The sequence below is a fragment of the Candidatus Binatia bacterium genome (assembly GCA_036493895.1).
GTDB lineage: Bacteria > Desulfobacterota > Binatia > UBA1149 > CAITLU01 > DATNBU01.
Map to the genome: position 1 here is coordinate 60,961 of DASXOZ010000017.1, position 15,473 is coordinate 76,433.

The following is a 15,473-nucleotide window of genomic DNA, read 5'->3' on the forward strand; positions in this document are numbered from 1 at the left end:
TACGCCTTCGCATGCCAGCATGAGGGCATGAATCTCCTTGGCGCGGCCGGCCCCGGCCCCTGCAGCGAGCTGTCGGCCCTCCACGGGCTGCCGCTGATCGGGACCGCCGGCTGTTATGACGCGGTGCTGGCCTTCGAGCTTGCGCCGCCGTGGACTCCGCGCCTGGCCGGCTCGCGTGCGTCGGATGCCGCGCTCGATGCGGCCATCGCAAGGACGGGGCGCGAATCGAAGCGGGTGCGCCTTCTCGCGCTGGAGCCGGACGGAGAGCCCGACCGCGCCCGCATTCTCTGGTTCACGCGGCAGCCGGGTTCGTTCGAGCGCTTCGAGAGGCGCGAGTACATCGCCCTGCGCCGCGACCTCGGCGCTTCGATCGAAAGGCTGACGCTCACCGGCTCTCTCGCCGAAGGGCGCGTCGAGGTAGCCGACGCCGCCCGCGACATCCTCGTCTGCACGCACGGCGCACGCGACGCGTGCTGCGGACGATTCGGCTATCCGCTCTTCGTTCGCTTCTCGCAGCTCGCGCGGCGGCATAGCGACGTGCGCGTGTGGAGGACGAGCCACCTCGGTGGTCATCGCTTCGCCCCGACGTTGATCGACCTGCCGAGCGGACGCCTTTTCGGCCGGCTCGGCGGCGACGATGCCGAAGCGGTGCTCGACGGCGGCAGCGCGCTGCTGTCGCGCGTGGAGACGATCTATCGGGGGCGCTGCGCGTTGCCGGAGGCCGCGCAGATCGTCGAGAGACGGCTCTGGCTCGAGATCGGTGAGAGCATCGAGAACGCGACGCTGGCGTGGCAGGTCGAGCCGAGCGGGGATCGCTGGAACGTCCGTCTCGAAGCGATCTGCGACGGTGGACGCCGCCATGCCGTGCAGGCCGTGGTCGAACGCGCCGCGAGCCACGCGATCACCACGCCCACGAGCTGCGGCCGCGATCCGGAGTCGGAAGCGCCGTGGAATCTGGTCGCGTGAGCGGAGCGACGCGCACGCGAAGGCCGCGTCGTGTCGAGAACGTGCCTCGCGCCGCGGCAGCCGCGCTGCCAAATTGAGAAAGGGTGAGAATGGGTGAGAATGCGTGTGATCGGCGTCATTCTACTCGTCATTGTTGCCGTGATTGCCGCTGTGCCGTGGATCGTCGGCGGCGAGTCGAAGACGCTCGACGATGATGCGAGGCGCGGCGCGCCCGGCGACTTCGTGCGTCTCGAAGACGGCTACACGTTCTATTCGCTCGAAGGGCCTGCCCCGGCCGAAGTCGTCGTCTTCGTGCACGGCCTGAACTCGCCGTCCTACATCTGGGGCGACCTCGTGCAGATGCTGCGGGACAACGGTTACCGCACGCTCGTCTACGACCTGTACGGACGAGGGTGGTCCGACCGTCCGTGGACCGACTACGACCTCGACCTGTTCGACCGCCAGCTGGGCGGCCTTCTTCGCAGCCTTGGTCTTGGCGGGAAAGTGCACCTGGTCGGGCTGTCGATGGGCGGCATCATCTCGTCGGAATTCACGCTGCGGCATCCCGACGCTGTCGCGAGCTTGACGATGGTGGACCCCGGCGGATTTCGCATTGCCGTGCCGGGAGGATCGCATCTGCTCACGATGCCGATCGTCGGCGACTGGCTGATCCAGGTGATCGGTGAACGCGTGCTGATGGCAGGGCAGGCGGCCGTCGTGCACGACAAATCGCTCGTTCCCGGTCTGCTCGAGCGATTCCGGCCCCAGCTCGAGTTTGCCGGTTACAAGCGGGCCTTCCTTTCGACGCTGCGCCACGTCCCGCTGTCGGATTTCACCGCACGTTATCGCGAGCTTGCGGCATCCCCGGTGCCGATCGAGATCTTCTGGGGACGCCAGGACGAAGTGGCTCCGGCCAGCGGTGCCGACGTCGCCGCGACGCTGATTCCGAAGGCGACGATCCAATTGATCGACGATGCGGGCCACCTTTCGCACTACGAAAAACCGAAGGAAGTAGGCCAGGCGCTGCTTCGATTCCTCGCGGACGTGCATGCGCCGAAGCAGACCGGAAACGCCCCGAAGCAGGCCCCGTCGCACATCGGAAATGCGCCGGCTCGCGGCAGCGACAGCGGAGGCAGCGAAACGGACTGATTGGACTCCGCGAGGGATTTTTCCTAGCTTTGCCCTCTTTGATGCCCGCAAATCCGGTGCTCCAGAGGCAGCCGGCACGCGGTGGGCGTAGCTCAGTTGGTAGAGCCCCGGATTGTGGTTCCGGTTGTCGCGGGTTCAAATCCCGTCGCCCACCCCATCTTTTTCGTGCACGCGGCGATGTTGCCCTTCGGACGGGCATCGGGTAGCAGAGCCGGCCTGTGGGTGCGTAGCTCAGTTGGTAGAGCAGCTGACTCTTAATCAGCGGGTCCCTGGTTCGACCCCAGGCGCACCCACCACTTTTTCTTTCCAGATCCGTAAAGTTAAGCGGCTTCCGAACCGGGTTGAGGCAAAAGGCCTCAACCCGGTTCGGCGGTTGTCACCCGCATAGTCACCGGTCGCTGTGCGACGCCGCACTCTCCGAACTCATTGCTCGCCGTTAGCTCAGCGTCTCGCTCCGTCTGGCCAGCGTCGCAGCAGGCCCCGAAGTTCCGCGCCCGGCGTAGGGTTGGCCGCAGGAACGATTCGTAACGCCCGAGAGCAGACTGGTACGCCGCCGATGTCGTGCCCTACCGCAGCGATTCGGCTGCCTGGAATCCATTAGTCTGACACTTCGAGCGGTGGCGCTCACCGTCAAGTGGCCTGGATCACCGCACGTTCAAACTCCCGTGGACTCGCCGTCAATCGATGTGACAATGATACGGGGCAAAGCCATGGACGGCTTCGCCGGATCGTCGGGCGGAGTTGGTTGGGAGGACGGGCCCATGAACACTCGGTTTCGCGAAGTCGGGATTAGCGCGGCGGTCCTTACGCTGGCCGGCGTCCTTGGCGGCTGTAACAACGGCAGCGGGGCAGGGCTCGTCAATCTGTTCTTCGGAATCAACGGAAGCGGCAGTTGCAGCAGCGTCATCGTCGACGTGAACTTGACCGAGGCCAGCGCCACCATCGCGCACAGCCGGGACGGTAGCCCGAGGTGTACGATCAATCCCGTACTCGCTGGCTGCACCCTTGGTGTGGTGGAAACGAGCGACGGCGATCACCGCGCGACGGTCTCGGGTACCAGCTGCACCATTTCCGCCGTCACGAGCCTGTTCAGCTGCGAGTTTGAGGATGTCGACATCTCCAAGCTCCAGGATACGGCCAGCTCCCAGTGCGCCTGCAAGACGGCCGGCTGCGACACCACGCCCCCGGTCTGCATCAGCCCGACTCCGGATCCGACATCGTGCGAGAACTGCACGAACGGCATCGACGACAACGGCAACGGGCTCATTGACTGCGTCGACCCGAACTGCGCCGACAACCCGGTGTGCCGGGGCTCGACGACCACCACGTCCACCTCCTCGTCGACATCGTACACAGGGCCCACCAACACGACGACGACGACCTCGACGACGCTGCCGCTTGCCTGCACGATCCTCTTCCACCTGGACGATGACGTGAACCTTGGGTCGCTGCAGTTCGACACCGACTACAGCAACGCGCAGGGCTACTTCCTTGGTGAAGGCGGCAGCGTCCAGTGCTCCAGCACGGTCACGGGCGCGCTGACGAGCTTCAACGACAAAGACGCCCAACATGTGCTGTCGTCCGGCATCATCAGCCTGAATGGCTTCACTGGCCCAACTTATGTTTCCGAGTGCACGTTCAAGTCGTCAGCCACCCCGGTGAGCGCCGACTTCGGCGTCACCGTAACCGAGGCTTCGTATCCGAATCTCGTTGACGTCGTCCCGCTGCCTGTCGTGTCGATCGCGCTAATCAACTGCGAGTGGCCGCCGGATACGTTCCAGCCGACAACCACGACCACGCCTGAGCCGACGACGACCACCTTGAAGGGGCTGATCACCGTAACGTACCGGCTGATTTCGGCGTCTTCGTCGGTCGGGGCCTTACAGTGGTCCACCAGTTACGCAGGGGCTCCAGGCGGCTTCCGGGGAACCGGGAGCGCCGTGGTCTGTTCGAACCTAGTTAAGGAGGCGCTGTTCGCACCGAATGATGACGAGGCCAATTCGACGTTGAACCTGGCACTGATCGCGCTGACTCCATTCACTGCGCCGACCGACCTGGTGCAGTGCACGTTCGACCCGAACGTCGGTCAGACGCCCACCGCCGATCAGTTCCCGGTCACGATCCAGGACGCGACAGACTCCGACGGGAACAAGATCACCGCCGCCATCGGCGTGACTGCCGCCGTGGCGCCTTGATCGACTTCGATGGCGGGTGGCCAAGCGGTCAGATGCCCAGCGCTGCCGTGGTGCTGACTGCGCTGGTGACCGTTCGGCGATCTCTTCGTTTCGATTTCCGTGCGGCTCGACTGGCTTGGAGCTTCGCGGGCTTGGCGCTGTTTTTTTGGGGAATTCCCGCGTCGGCGCAGCCCGCGGAGCCGTGTGGCGCGCCGCATACCGGGAACGTGTCGCCGCAAGCTTCTGACGCGCTGGCGATTCTCCGGGCTGCGGTCGACGGCCCCGACTGCGACGCGCGACGCTGCGCCTGTGACGTAAATTCGAGCGGCTACATTACCGCGAGCGATGCGCTGCTCGTGCTGCAGGCCGCGGTCGATCTACCGGTCCCCCTGGTGTGCCCGTGTTACGAGCCTGACATTGCATGTTCATCATTCGAAGTTCGCTCCGGGTTTGGCTCGGAGCTGAAGGAAGGTTGGACTGGACTGGACGTTCAGTCCGGGTTCGCGGGACGGCTTTTCGATCTCAACGTGGTACGCCACTGCACTACCGATGCGAGTGTCTGCACAGACGACAAACAGTGCGGCTCGGGCTCTTGCGTCGCCACATGCGATTGCAACGTCGATACGACGTGCGAGCTGGCCGGACCGAGCCAGGGGCGCCGGTGCTTATTTACGTTCGAGTCCTGCGTGAGCAATGCCGACTGCGCCGGTAGTCCCTGCGTCGCCTTGTTCGGGCCGCCGCGGCCGATCTCCGCGGGCGGCGTTTCGCTCTGCTCGGTCACATGGTTCGACGGCGATGCGACGGGCACAGCGGACTTCGCCAGCGGGACGCTCAGCTTGTCCGCCCGACTGGTGCGACGCTTCACGAGCGGGGTCAGTCTCGATCTGCCGTGTCCGCGCTGCGGCCGCCCGGACCAGGCCCCGGTGATCGGTGACAGCTTTGCGTGCGAGGGCGGTCCCGCCAGTGGGTCAGTCTGTAATGTAGACGCTGTAGACCAGGAGTTTGGAGGAACATCGTTTGAATGTCCGCCGGAGCCGCAGGCCGACTCCGGTGAACCAGGGATTCCGCTGGGCCGAGTTCGCATGACGACCGACCGAGTGGAGAAGACCGCCCAGCTCCCGTGTGCCAACGTCTCGTTCGGGTCGAATCCCTTGCTCGGCAATGGGAAATGCACTGACCTGGAGACCCCGTGTTCAAGCAATGACGACTGCCGTCGCTGCGCCGGCGACAGCGGTCGCCCGTGCAAGAGCGACGCTGCCTGCGATGACGAAGGGCCATGCGTCGCGTGGCCGGCCCTGCCGGTGACCTGCGGATACTGGTGCCACTGCGGCTTCTGCGACGATGACCCGTCCCAGCCGTGTTTTGATGAGAGCGACTGCCCGGCCGGCCAGGCCTGCCAGGCGGGCAGCGGTATCGCGACGGCAGCGAACGCGCCACAACAGAAGCCCAACCAATGCTCAGATGACGGGTTCCAATGTGGCGCCTGGCTGCCTGAGCAGTGCAATCAGACTCTAACCCAACACTGCGAGCTTGAGCCGCAGCGGCCATGCACGGACGACGCAACCTGCCAGGGCAACAACGCTGGCGCATGCATCAGCGAAAGGCTCCCATGTTTCGGACCCCGCGTCAGTCGGGAGGGGCGTCCTTCGCCGCTCGGCAGGTACTGCAGCACAAGCCACAAACCTTGTCGTGGCCCGATTGACTGCGCGGTCCATGAGCCGTGCCTTCACGGTGTCGCGGTTCCTCGGCTTGAGGTGCTCGCCTGCATGCCGGCCACGACGTCCTCTACTACCAACAACTCGATCGGGCTTACGGGGCCATCGGCGCTGGAGATCCACGCGCTGATCCAGCCATGCTACTGCGGCGACGGTGTCATCGGTTGTTCGGAGACTTGCGACGATGGCAATACCGTCAATGGTGACGGGTGCGACGATCGGTGCCGGAAAGAGCAGTAGGACACGCGGACCACGTTGTGACATCAACCACGGGCGGCAAACCGGCTACAGGGAGCCGCCGCAGGTCGGCAGCCCAGCTCGCCAAGAGCGTCGCCGCCGAACGACCACCCCTTACGTCCTCTTGAGCAGGCTGGTACGCTGCCGATGGCGTCGCGCGAACGCCCGGGGCAGGAGCAGCGATTTCGGCGGTGTGTGCGGTGTATGCGTGGAGAATGGCCCCACCTCGACTCACGGGATTTCATGGGGCACGCCGACTCGCGCGCTTGCGAAGTCGCGAGCCGGCATGGAGGCCATATGTGGTGCCGCGGATTGGTGCGATGGATGTTTTTCGCTTTCGCGGTTTCGCCGTTCGTGACGACCGTGTTTGCGGGAAACGCGGTGAGCGCGGCTGACGAACCGCAGTTGTCTCGCGCGAACCAGATCACCGGGAGTCGCGCAGTAAGTGACGACCGCATGGCGCGCCAGACGTCGGGCTGGGGCCGCCCGGCTTCAAGGCCTTCCATCCTGGAAACGAGCGGAGAGTGCGGCGACGGCATTAAACAGCCCGACGAAGAGTGTGACGACGGCAATGTTGCCAACTGCGATGGATGCAGTTCGTTTTGTGAGATCGAGTTCTGCGGTGACAGCATCGTCCAGTGTAACGAACAGTGCGACGACGGGCCAGACAATTCCGATACCACTCCCGATGCGTGTCGCACAAGCTGCGAGAATCCGAGGTGCGGCGACGGGGTAACGGATCCGGGTAACGGCGAGGAGTGCGACGACGGCAATACCGTTGCCGGCGATTGCTGCTCGCCTCAGTGTCTGCGAGAGCCGGCTGGTTCGGACTGCTCCGATGACGGCAACCCCTGCACTACGGACCTCTGCAATGAGACTGGCGAATGCATCCACGATGCGGGCAACGCGGGAACGCTCTGCAGAGCCGAACGTAAAGGTCCGGAGTGCTCACCGCGAAGCGTCCCCGCCGGAACCATTTCGATCCCGGTTGCCATTTCGTCCGCTTGGTTCCAGTTCCATGCTTGCGGACCCGACTCCAAGATCCGGCTGTATCCAGTCGGCTCGATAGATAGCTGCGCGGGCTGGCATACCTTTACGGTGTATCCGTCGAGTGCTGCCAGGCTCGGAACGATCCTGACCGGATTAAAAGCGGGCACGTACGTGAGTCCGGAAACAGAAGCCGACCGTACGTTCTATAATTTTGCGAACGGCAGCATTGATACAGAGTTCAACAACATTTGGAGTCTTTACAAGGCGAAAGCGGATGCGAACGGGATATGGTCAACCGCTGTGGCCGTCTATGACAGCCCCGGGTCCTGTCAGAGCCCGAGCGGAGCAGTGAAGGTTCTGGGTTTTGCGACCGTACGCATCTACTCGGCCTCGCCACAAAACTTTTTTTTGGATGCATACGTAGATTGCGGCTTTGTGACGAATGGCGAACCACGAGGACGTGATTTCGGCACTCGCATCGCGGAGTGTGCGGATTGCGATATGCCCGAATACTGCGATGGGTTCACCGAGAATTGCCCGGCGGACGAGAAAGCATCGATGGGCACCCCATGCATCGTTGACGGGAGTCTGTGTTCTTCGGATGTCTGTGATGGCCTCGGCAATTGCGTAAGCGCGATTGCCGAGGCCGGAACTCCGTGTCGAGTTACGACGGGGATCTGTGATGCCGTCGAGACCTGCAATGGAAGTTCGGGCATCTGTCCGAACGACAGGTGTTGCGACGCCAACGGAGACGACGAAGTCACCATTGCGGACGCCCTGCTCGCCCTCAGGGCCTCCGCTGGCACTGCCAACTGCGTACTGGCGCGTTGCGACTTCAATGGAGACGGCCGTGTTACGATACTCGATGCTCTCGCGATCCTGAGGGCCGCCATCGGTATTCCTGGAACTCCGAATTGCCCGCCAGGGTTGTGACCTTAAGACCGGGTACTAGGGCCTAGGCGGCGAGCCCGTCGGCGCAGCCGGCGGTGGCGGTGTCTGCGCGTGCCAGCTCAAAAACCACCGCGGACAGCACGAGCGTTACAGTTGGTCGTCTTGTTGTTGACGTCCGCGTTGCCGCCTTCCGTGTTCGTGCCCCATCCGACGGCCGGAAGGCCCGAGATCGTGGAACCGGACCAATAGCCCGACGAAGCGTCGCAACTGCATCCCGGGTTCGTGAAGTCCGTACATGCCGGCCCGCAGTTCGCACCGTGGAATGCCACGTTGAGTGCCGGCGAGTCCGTGCCGTTGTCGATGATACTCGCTAACTCGTTCTTGTTCGGCAGCCGCCAGTCGCGATGCCCGGCGAAACCGCAGGCTCCTCCCAGAGCGCTGCAATCCGCGTTGGAGGCGCAAACCACCGCGGTATTGTGGTTGCATCGGTTGTTGAGCTGGTTGAGGAAGATCGTCTTCACCGTCCCGTCGTACGCGGTCTGAGAGCAGCACACCCCAGCCGACCAGGTATACTTGTTGTCCGCGTTATGCGGATTCGCGCAGGTTCCCGTTTCATCCCGGCAGCGTCTGCCGAGGCTGGTACCTTGTAGCTTATTGTCCGCGTTATGCGGATTGGCGCAGACTCCCGTCTCATCCGTGCAGCGTTTGCCGCCGCCGGTGCCTTGCACCTTCTTCTCCCACATCAAGCCAGTGTTGTTGTCGGTGATTGTGCCGTCGTGGTTGTCGGTGAATGACTGCGCTGCACCGGCGCGCACCGCGCCGTCGTCGCCTGCGCCGTAGCTCGTCGTCTGGCCGGTAGCCGGGATGTGCTCGGTCGCGCAACCGCACGTAAATAGGATGCCGATGGCCACGAGGCCGGACGCTACGCTTCGCACGCGGGCCCTCCCGTTCAGTTTGTCGCTGCAGTGCGGGTCAGTCCGCGGAACCGGGACCGCCCCCGTGGGAACGAGGGGACACCTCATATCTTGGCCAAAGCGCGCGATGCAACGTGGTCTCCCACTGCGCTGTTCCATTGCTGGCCTTCCGCCTCCCGCTTGCGCTCGGACCAGCACGCGCCAATGCTGGGAGCGTCGATGTACTTCTTCCTGATTGCACTGCTCGTCGTGCTCGTTCTCCAATCCATCTCGCCTTTGGGATGGGCGTCCATCTTTGTTTTTGGCCTGAGTTTTCGGTGCATCGCACCGATCGGCGGCGACGGCGCGGCAATCTGGGCTTCGGTCTTCGTCGTCCTGGTATTTCGCGTGTTGATTGGATGGCAAAGAGAGCGGAACCATAGGCGGGTCTTTCCCGGCCCCGACAACGTGACAACCGCTTGAGATTCGCTCCGCGCCAACGTGCTGATGCGCGACATTGAGCAAGGTGTCACCTACCAGTCAGGCTCAAAACAGAATGCGGGAAGCGGTTGTCACGCTGTCACCCTCGACAAGTCCACGCCGTAGTGACGTCCTCCCGCCAATAGCGCTTGCCCCGATCGTCGCCCGAACGAACCGTGGGCCCCGGGTCGAGGTGCGCTTCCGGCGCCCGCTGGCAATCGACCCCTGGCGCCCCCACCAATTTCCCCTCCGCCAGACCTCGGCGATCGCCAAGCCGGCCCTTGCGACCGGCGGGGTCGAGAGAATGGCGTCACCGCCCGAAACGACGGCCCGGCGGCCCGCCCGGTCTCGGTGTGCCGGCCGCCGCGGCCGATAGACCGCCCGCCGCGCCGCGCCGCTCCGCAGTTTCGCTTCGTGGGATCGGCACTCCTCGCGTCGCTCCTGGCAGTTATGCAGAGCGCCCGCATCCCGCATTTCCCACAGCCCGTGACGAAAGATAGGGTTTTCGCGAACCTGCCGCCGCAGGGGCCTTGCTCGGGCGGGTTGGTCCGGGTCAAGGTCTGCGCAGGCAGGCTGCGCGCGGGCCCGGGGCCCGGCGCCGCAGGCAAAGGTAGAGGGGGAACCCATGAATCGCGCGCTCGGACTGATCTGTATCTTCTCGCTGCTGCTCGTCTCCGACTGTGCCGGCACGGCCCATCGGCAACGGGGCAAGAGCAGCTGCCGCTCCATCCTCAAGATCGAGGAAAAGTGCGGCATTTTCTCGGGCGGGACGATGAACTGCTATTCCCAGCCCGAGCGCCAGATCGACGACTGCCTGCTCGGCTGCATGGAGCAGGCCACCTGCGGCCAGATTTCCGACTACGCGTGTTTCGGCGTCCAAACCACGTGCACCAACCACTGTTTCGGCGGCACGGTGTTCACCTGCGACAACGGCGAACAGATCGATCCCCAGCTCCAGTGTGACGGCAGCGACGACTGCGCCGACCGCTCGGACGAGAAGGGCTGCGAGATCCCGCACTACGACTGCAGCCAGTTCATCCAGATCAAGGGCAACGAGGTCTGTGACGGCACCGTCCAGTGCGCCGACGGCTCGGACGAGAGCAACTGCGGAGCACTGGATTGCCCGATCAATCCCGGCACCGGAAACGATACCGCGACGGCAACCGGCAACGACCAGGGAAACTGACGCGTCGGCGAGGCGACGTCGGATGCTGGCGTGACGACGCTGCGAAAAAGGGGAGCAACCTGGCTCCTCGTCGCGGCGCTCGCGTTGCTGTCCTGGCAGCTGTTCACGTGGGGCCGCGGCGTATCGATCGCCGGCCTGATGGCGCCGGGCGGACGTGCCAACCTCGTCGTCCCTCCCGGATTTTCCGCTACCGTTTACGCGCAGGGCCTGTCGGGTCCGCGTTTTCTCACGTTCGGTCCCGACGGGCGCCTTTACGTCGCCGAAAGCGGCAAGAACCGCATCGTCGCGCTGCATGACTCCAGGGGCAACGGCGTCGGCGACGAAGTGCGCGAGTTCGCCGCGTCGGTGCCGTCGCCGCACTCGGTGGTCTGGCACGACGGCAAGCTGTACGCCGGAGTTCCTACCGGCGTCATCGAGCTGGAAGACCGCGACGGCGACGGCAAGGCCGACCGCCGGCGTGTCCTCATCGACGACTATGCGACCGAAGGCCACAGCACGCGCACCGTCCTCTTCCTGAACGACGGGCGCATGCTCGTGTCGGTCGGCTCGAGCTGCAACGTCTGCAAGGAGAACGACCCGAGGCGCGCATCGATCGTCGTCTACGACGGTCCCGGCGAAGGCAAGAAAGGAGAGAGAGTGTTCGCGCGCGGGCTGCGCAACGCCGTCGGCCTGGCATTCGAGCCGGTGACCGGTGAGCTGTGGGCCACCTGCAACGGTCGCGACTGGCTCGGCGACGATCTTCCGCCCGATACCGTCGACATCGTCCACGAAGGCGACGACTTCGGCTGGCCGCGCTGCAACGCGGGCGACCTCGTCGATCCCGACTTCGGCGGGCCCGGCTCGTGCAGCGGCGTCGCGCAGCCGGCGATCAAGCTGCAGGCGCATTCGGCGCCGCTCGGGCTCGCGTTCTATACCGGCACGAAATTTCCGCCCGAATATCGCGGTGACCTGTTCGTAGCGTTCCACGGCTCGTGGAATCGCTCAGTGCCGACCGGCTACAAGGTCGTGCGCGTGCACATGCAGGACGGCAAGGTGGCCGGTCCGGTCGAGGATTTCGCGACGGGATTTGCCAACGAGGGCGCGACCCGGGTATTCGGTCGCCCGGTCGGCCTGGCCGTCGGACCCGACGGCGCGCTTTACGTGAGCGACGACAGATCGGGCTTCATTTACCGGATCGCATATACGCGCGCCGCGAAGGAGCAGTGAGACATCTGCCATGGACGCCTGCGACATCTATCGCACCCAGGTCCGCTACAACCGCTGGTTCAACGCCCGGCTTTACGAGGTCGCCGCGGGCCTCACCGAAGACGAGCGCCGTCGCGAGCTCGGGGCTTATTTCGGATCGGTGCATCGCACGCTGAATCATCTCATCCTCTGCGATTGCGTGTGGCTGCATCGCTGTGCTCCCGGCCTGGGCGAGGCCGTTCCTCGCGGGGCCGACGGTCAAGAGCTGAAGCCGGCCGGTCTCGACAGCGTACTCTATGAGGATTTCGACCTGCTGAAGCGCCGTCGCACGGCGCTGGACGCGGCGATGCAGCAGTGGGTGGACGCGCTTTCGACCGACGACCTCGAGCGCGAGATCTCCTACCGCACGACCAAGGGCATCGCGCAACGTCATCCGATGTGGTGGGCACTCACGCACCTGTTCAACCACCAGACCCACCATCGCGGCCAGGTCACGACGCTGCTGTTTCAGCTCGGGCGCGATCCGGGAGTCACCGATCTGCTGGCGATGATGCGTGAAGAAGCCGCCACGAGTGGGACGCCCGCGTGAGCGATGCACTCGAGCGGGGAATCGCACGGCAGCACGCCGAGCTCGCGCGACGCCTGACCGCCGGCATGCCGCGCGCAGGATGGAAAATCTGCATCAACGACCTGCGCATGCAGAAGCGGCTCGGCCTCACGTCGTCGTTTCCCGGTTTTCTCAATGGCGCCCTGCAACTGGACGACGGCGGTGAATGGGTAGTCGGCGAAACGAGCGTGCCCGCGGTCGAGCCGGAAATTGCGCTTCGTTTCGGGCGGGCCATCGCACCGGGTGCGGACCACCGCGCGATCCGCGCAGCGATTGCCGGGGCGGCGCCTGCCCTCGAGCTGGTCGACTGGAAAGATGCAAAGCTCGACCTCGAGAGCCTCGCCGCGTCGTCGAGCTTTCATGCCGGCTTCGTCGTCGGCTCACTGGCGCCGCTGGAGACGGTGCCGGCGATCGGCGACGGCTGTCCGCGGTTCGTCAAAGGGGACGAGATCGCCGGAATTCCCGATCCGTCGCTGGTGCCGTCCGATCTGGTCGGGCTCGTCGCGTCCGTGGTGGCGTTCCTGGCGCCGCGCGGGCACGCAATCGCTGCCGGCGACTGGCTGATCTGCGGCGCGTGCACGAATCCGGCGCGCGTCGAGGCGGGCGACCTCGTCACCGCCGACTTCGGTTCTCCAGGAGCTGTCTCGATTCGCGTGCGGCGCAATTCGTAGCGAGGTTTTCAACGCCGCAACTGCGCTGCGAATACCGTGGGATCCGTCGTCGGCAGCTCGCAGACCCTCGCCTGGCAGACGTAGGCAGTGGGCTTGCCGTCTTTGGTCTTCTTGTCCTCGACGAGAGGACTCGATGCGGCGCCGGCGCAGTCTTTCGCGGCCGGTACGATCACGCGGTCCGGTACGAAGGCTTTGGCAATCTCTCGGTAAAACGGCTCGAGGCTGGCGCGGTCGGAGTCGCTGACGAGGACGATCTCCTTTGGAAGCGAAGCAGCGAAGTGCAGCGCGACGAGGGTCTCGCCGAACGACAACGGCTCGGCCTCGGCGCGCGTGGCCATCGACGCCAGTGTTTTGGTGGCGCGATCGCGCAGCGCCTGGTCGCCGGTAATTTCGGCCAGGCGAAGAAGATTCGATGCATGCACTGCGCCGGCTGACGGCTCGGCGCCGTCGCCGACGGGCTTTTCCCGCGCCAGCAGGCCCTGCGATCCGGCGGCCGTTCGGAACAGGCCTCCGGCGCTGTCCTCGAAATCTTTCGCGAGAACCCTGTCGAGAGCGAGTGCCTGATCGAGCCTGCCGGCGGAGTCCCCGCTCTCGAACAGGTCGAGAAGTCCGGCCTCGACGAATGCGTAGTCGTCGGCAAAAGCCTCGTCCTGACGCTTGCCGCCAGCGATGCTGCGAGTGAGACGGCCGCTGCGGGCGAAATCGCCGAGCACGCAGTCGGCGGCGCGCGAGGCCGCAGCGTTCCACTTGCGATCATCGAGCACGACCGATGCGCGCGCCATCGCGGAAATCATGAGGCCGTTCCACGCAGTGACGATTTTTTCGTCACGAATCGGCGCAGCACGGCGGCTTCGTACGGAGAGGAGGTCGCGACGATCGTCTTCGAGAGCTTTGGCGACCTGTTCCTCGCTGAGCGAAAAATGCGTCGCAAGCGCGGACAACGGCTCCGCAACGTGCAACACGCTTCGTCCGTCGATGTTGCCGCCCGCCGTTACACCGTACGCTTCGTCGAACATCGCACTGCGCGTGGCGCCGAGCGCCGCGGCGACTTCTTCGGGAGTCCACGTATAGTAGAAACCTTCGGCCGGCCGGCCGTCCGGACCGGGGCTGTCGGCGTCGAGGGCCGAGAAAAAACACCCATCGGGCGACGTCATCGTTGTCGCCGCCCATTCGAGGATTCCGCGCGCTGCATCCGCGTAAGCCGGCCGCGCTGTGGCCTGGAATGCCTCGAGATACGCAACGGCGAGCAGCGCGTTGTCGTAGAGCATTTTCTCGAAATGGGGCACGAGCCAGGCGTCATCGGTGCTGTAGCGATGAAACCCTCCGTCGAGCTGGTCGTGGATTCCCCCGGCCGACATCGCATCCAGCGTCCGCGTGACCATCGACATTGCATCGGCGTCGCTGCCGAGCCGAAGGAGCGCGCGAAGGGGAAGCGAGCTCGGGAACTTCATCCTTGCGCGCACGCCGCCGTGCACGGGATCGTAGGCAGCCACCGCCTGGCTGCGCAGCGCCGCGAACGTCGCTGCGGCAGCGACAGAGGGCGCGAATGCCGAGTCCGCCCTCGTGGCGGAGCTCGTGGCCTCGAGCTCGCTGCGCACGCGTGCGGCCAGCTCGGCGGCGTCTTTGGCGAGATCTGCGGCGTGGTCCCGCCACGTGCTGTCGATCTTCTGCAATACGGTCAGCAGGCCGGTAGCGCCCGGGCGGTCGCCGTCGCGCGCAGGAAAATACGTGCCGGCGTAAAAGGGACGTCGGTCGGCATCGACCCAGACGGACATCGGCCATCCGCCGCGACCGCTGATCGCCTGGACGGCTGCCATGTAGATCGCATCGAGGTCCGGCCTCTGTTCGCGGTCGACCTTGATCGCGACGAAGTGCTCGTTGAGGAAGCGGGCGATTTCCTCGTCTTCGAAGGATTCTTCCTCCATCACGTGGCACCAGTGGCACGTCGAGTAGCCGATCGACAGGAACACCGGGCGGTGCAGGCGGCGCGCGGCGGCGAATGCCTCGTCGCCCCAAGGGTACCAGTTGACGGGATTGTGCGCGTGCTGGAGCAGGTAAGGACTCGACTCGAGGGCGAGGCGGTTCGTGTACGACGGTGATCCGTCGGCGCTGCGGTGGTGGACGCGCGTCAAGGCGGCGGCGCTCTCGCCGCTTCGTGCGGCGGCCAGCGCCGCGGCGGTGGGTGCATCGAAGGGTTCGGCGCCGGGTAACGACGACATCGTCGCAGCAGCCGGCGGCGTCGGGGCAGCTGGACTCGTGCATCCCGCTGCGATCGCGACGACTGCAAGGATGACGGCGCGCAGCACGGCCACGCTTTGGTCTATCGGCTGGCAGGCTCCGAACAAAGTCG

At 65.1% G+C, this 15,473-nt stretch carries 12 protein-coding genes and 2 tRNA genes; 12 read left to right on the forward strand and 2 right to left on the reverse strand.

Annotated elements, in window-relative coordinates; translation table 11 throughout:
- Nucleotides 1-27: 27 nt before the first annotated feature.
- From VGK20_04550 to VGK20_04580, 7 genes are all read left to right on the forward strand, one after another.
- Complete coding sequence (locus VGK20_04550) at nucleotides 28-966, forward strand: sucrase ferredoxin (protein ID HEY2773308.1); 939 nt, start codon at nucleotides 28-30, stop codon at nucleotides 964-966.
- 99 nt (nucleotides 967-1,065) lie between these two features.
- Nucleotides 1,066-2,094, forward strand: a complete 1,029-nt coding sequence (locus VGK20_04555; protein HEY2773309.1) for an alpha/beta hydrolase — start codon at nucleotides 1,066-1,068, stop codon at nucleotides 2,092-2,094.
- Nucleotides 2,095-2,175: 81 nt separating this feature from the next.
- Nucleotides 2,176-2,251: transfer RNA gene (locus VGK20_04560), tRNA-His, on the forward strand.
- 63 nt (nucleotides 2,252-2,314) lie between these two features.
- Nucleotides 2,315-2,390, forward strand: a tRNA-Lys gene (locus tag VGK20_04565).
- 465 nt (nucleotides 2,391-2,855) lie between these two features.
- A complete protein-coding gene (locus VGK20_04570; GenBank protein ID HEY2773310.1) occupies nucleotides 2,856-4,289 on the forward strand; it encodes a hypothetical protein in 1,434 nt (477 codons plus the stop codon).
- 1,745 nt (nucleotides 4,290-6,034) lie between these two features.
- Nucleotides 6,035-6,223 carry a DUF4215 domain-containing protein gene (locus tag VGK20_04575; protein ID HEY2773311.1) on the forward strand — a complete coding sequence of 63 codons (189 nt, stop codon included), beginning with the start codon at nucleotides 6,035-6,037 and terminating at the stop codon, nucleotides 6,221-6,223.
- Between the two features lie 321 nt (nucleotides 6,224-6,544).
- Complete coding sequence (locus VGK20_04580; protein ID HEY2773312.1) at nucleotides 6,545-8,143, forward strand: DUF4215 domain-containing protein; 1,599 nt, start codon at nucleotides 6,545-6,547, stop codon at nucleotides 8,141-8,143.
- A gap of 77 nt (nucleotides 8,144-8,220) precedes the next feature.
- Here VGK20_04580 and VGK20_04585 read toward each other — a convergent pair whose 3' ends face one another.
- A complete protein-coding gene (locus VGK20_04585; GenBank protein HEY2773313.1) occupies nucleotides 8,221-9,036 on the reverse strand; it encodes a DUF1566 domain-containing protein in 816 nt (271 codons plus the stop codon).
- A gap of 198 nt (nucleotides 9,037-9,234) precedes the next feature.
- On the opposite strand from VGK20_04585, the gene VGK20_04590 reads away from it, so the two are divergent.
- From VGK20_04590 to VGK20_04610, 5 genes are all read left to right on the forward strand, one after another.
- On the forward strand, nucleotides 9,235-9,477 hold the full coding sequence (locus VGK20_04590; protein HEY2773314.1) for a hypothetical protein: 243 nt from the start codon (nucleotides 9,235-9,237) through the stop codon (nucleotides 9,475-9,477).
- Between the two features lie 622 nt (nucleotides 9,478-10,099).
- Complete coding sequence (locus VGK20_04595) at nucleotides 10,100-10,660, forward strand: LDL receptor domain-containing protein (protein HEY2773315.1); 561 nt, start codon at nucleotides 10,100-10,102, stop codon at nucleotides 10,658-10,660.
- Nucleotides 10,661-10,690: 30 nt separating this feature from the next.
- Nucleotides 10,691-11,866, forward strand: a complete 1,176-nt coding sequence (locus tag VGK20_04600) for a PQQ-dependent sugar dehydrogenase (protein HEY2773316.1) — start codon at nucleotides 10,691-10,693, stop codon at nucleotides 11,864-11,866.
- Between the two features lie 10 nt (nucleotides 11,867-11,876).
- Nucleotides 11,877-12,434 (forward strand): DinB family protein, encoded by a 558-nt coding sequence (locus tag VGK20_04605; protein HEY2773317.1) that lies wholly within the window; start codon nucleotides 11,877-11,879, stop codon nucleotides 12,432-12,434.
- Nucleotides 12,431-13,123 (forward strand): hypothetical protein, encoded by a 693-nt coding sequence (locus VGK20_04610; protein HEY2773318.1) that lies wholly within the window; start codon nucleotides 12,431-12,433, stop codon nucleotides 13,121-13,123. The genes VGK20_04605 and VGK20_04610 overlap by 4 nt, the downstream gene beginning before the upstream one ends.
- Nucleotides 13,124-13,131: 8 nt before the next feature.
- On the opposite strand, the gene VGK20_04615 is transcribed toward VGK20_04610, so the two are convergent.
- Nucleotides 13,132-15,435, reverse strand: coding sequence for a thioredoxin domain-containing protein (locus VGK20_04615; GenBank protein ID HEY2773319.1), 2,304 nt, complete (start codon nucleotides 15,433-15,435; stop codon nucleotides 13,132-13,134).
- Between the last annotated feature and the right edge of the window lie 38 nt (nucleotides 15,436-15,473).

Excerpts from the sequence above, each read along its gene's own strand:
- VGK20_04550 (HEY2773308.1), top strand. The coding sequence starts at position 28 with ATGAATCTCCTTGGCGCGGCCGGCCCCGGCCCCTGCAGCGAGCTGTCG.
- VGK20_04555 (HEY2773309.1), top strand. The coding sequence starts at position 1,066 with ATGCGTGTGATCGGCGTCATTCTACTCGTCATTGTTGCCGTGATTGCC.
- VGK20_04570 (HEY2773310.1), top strand. The coding sequence starts at position 2,856 with ATGAACACTCGGTTTCGCGAAGTCGGGATTAGCGCGGCGGTCCTTACG.
- VGK20_04575 (HEY2773311.1), top strand. The coding sequence starts at position 6,035 with ATGCCGGCCACGACGTCCTCTACTACCAACAACTCGATCGGGCTTACG.
- VGK20_04580 (HEY2773312.1), top strand. The coding sequence starts at position 6,545 with ATGTTTTTCGCTTTCGCGGTTTCGCCGTTCGTGACGACCGTGTTTGCG.
- VGK20_04590 (HEY2773314.1), top strand. The coding sequence starts at position 9,235 with ATGTACTTCTTCCTGATTGCACTGCTCGTCGTGCTCGTTCTCCAATCC.
- VGK20_04595 (HEY2773315.1), top strand. The coding sequence starts at position 10,100 with ATGAATCGCGCGCTCGGACTGATCTGTATCTTCTCGCTGCTGCTCGTC.
- VGK20_04605 (HEY2773317.1), top strand. The coding sequence starts at position 11,877 with ATGGACGCCTGCGACATCTATCGCACCCAGGTCCGCTACAACCGCTGG.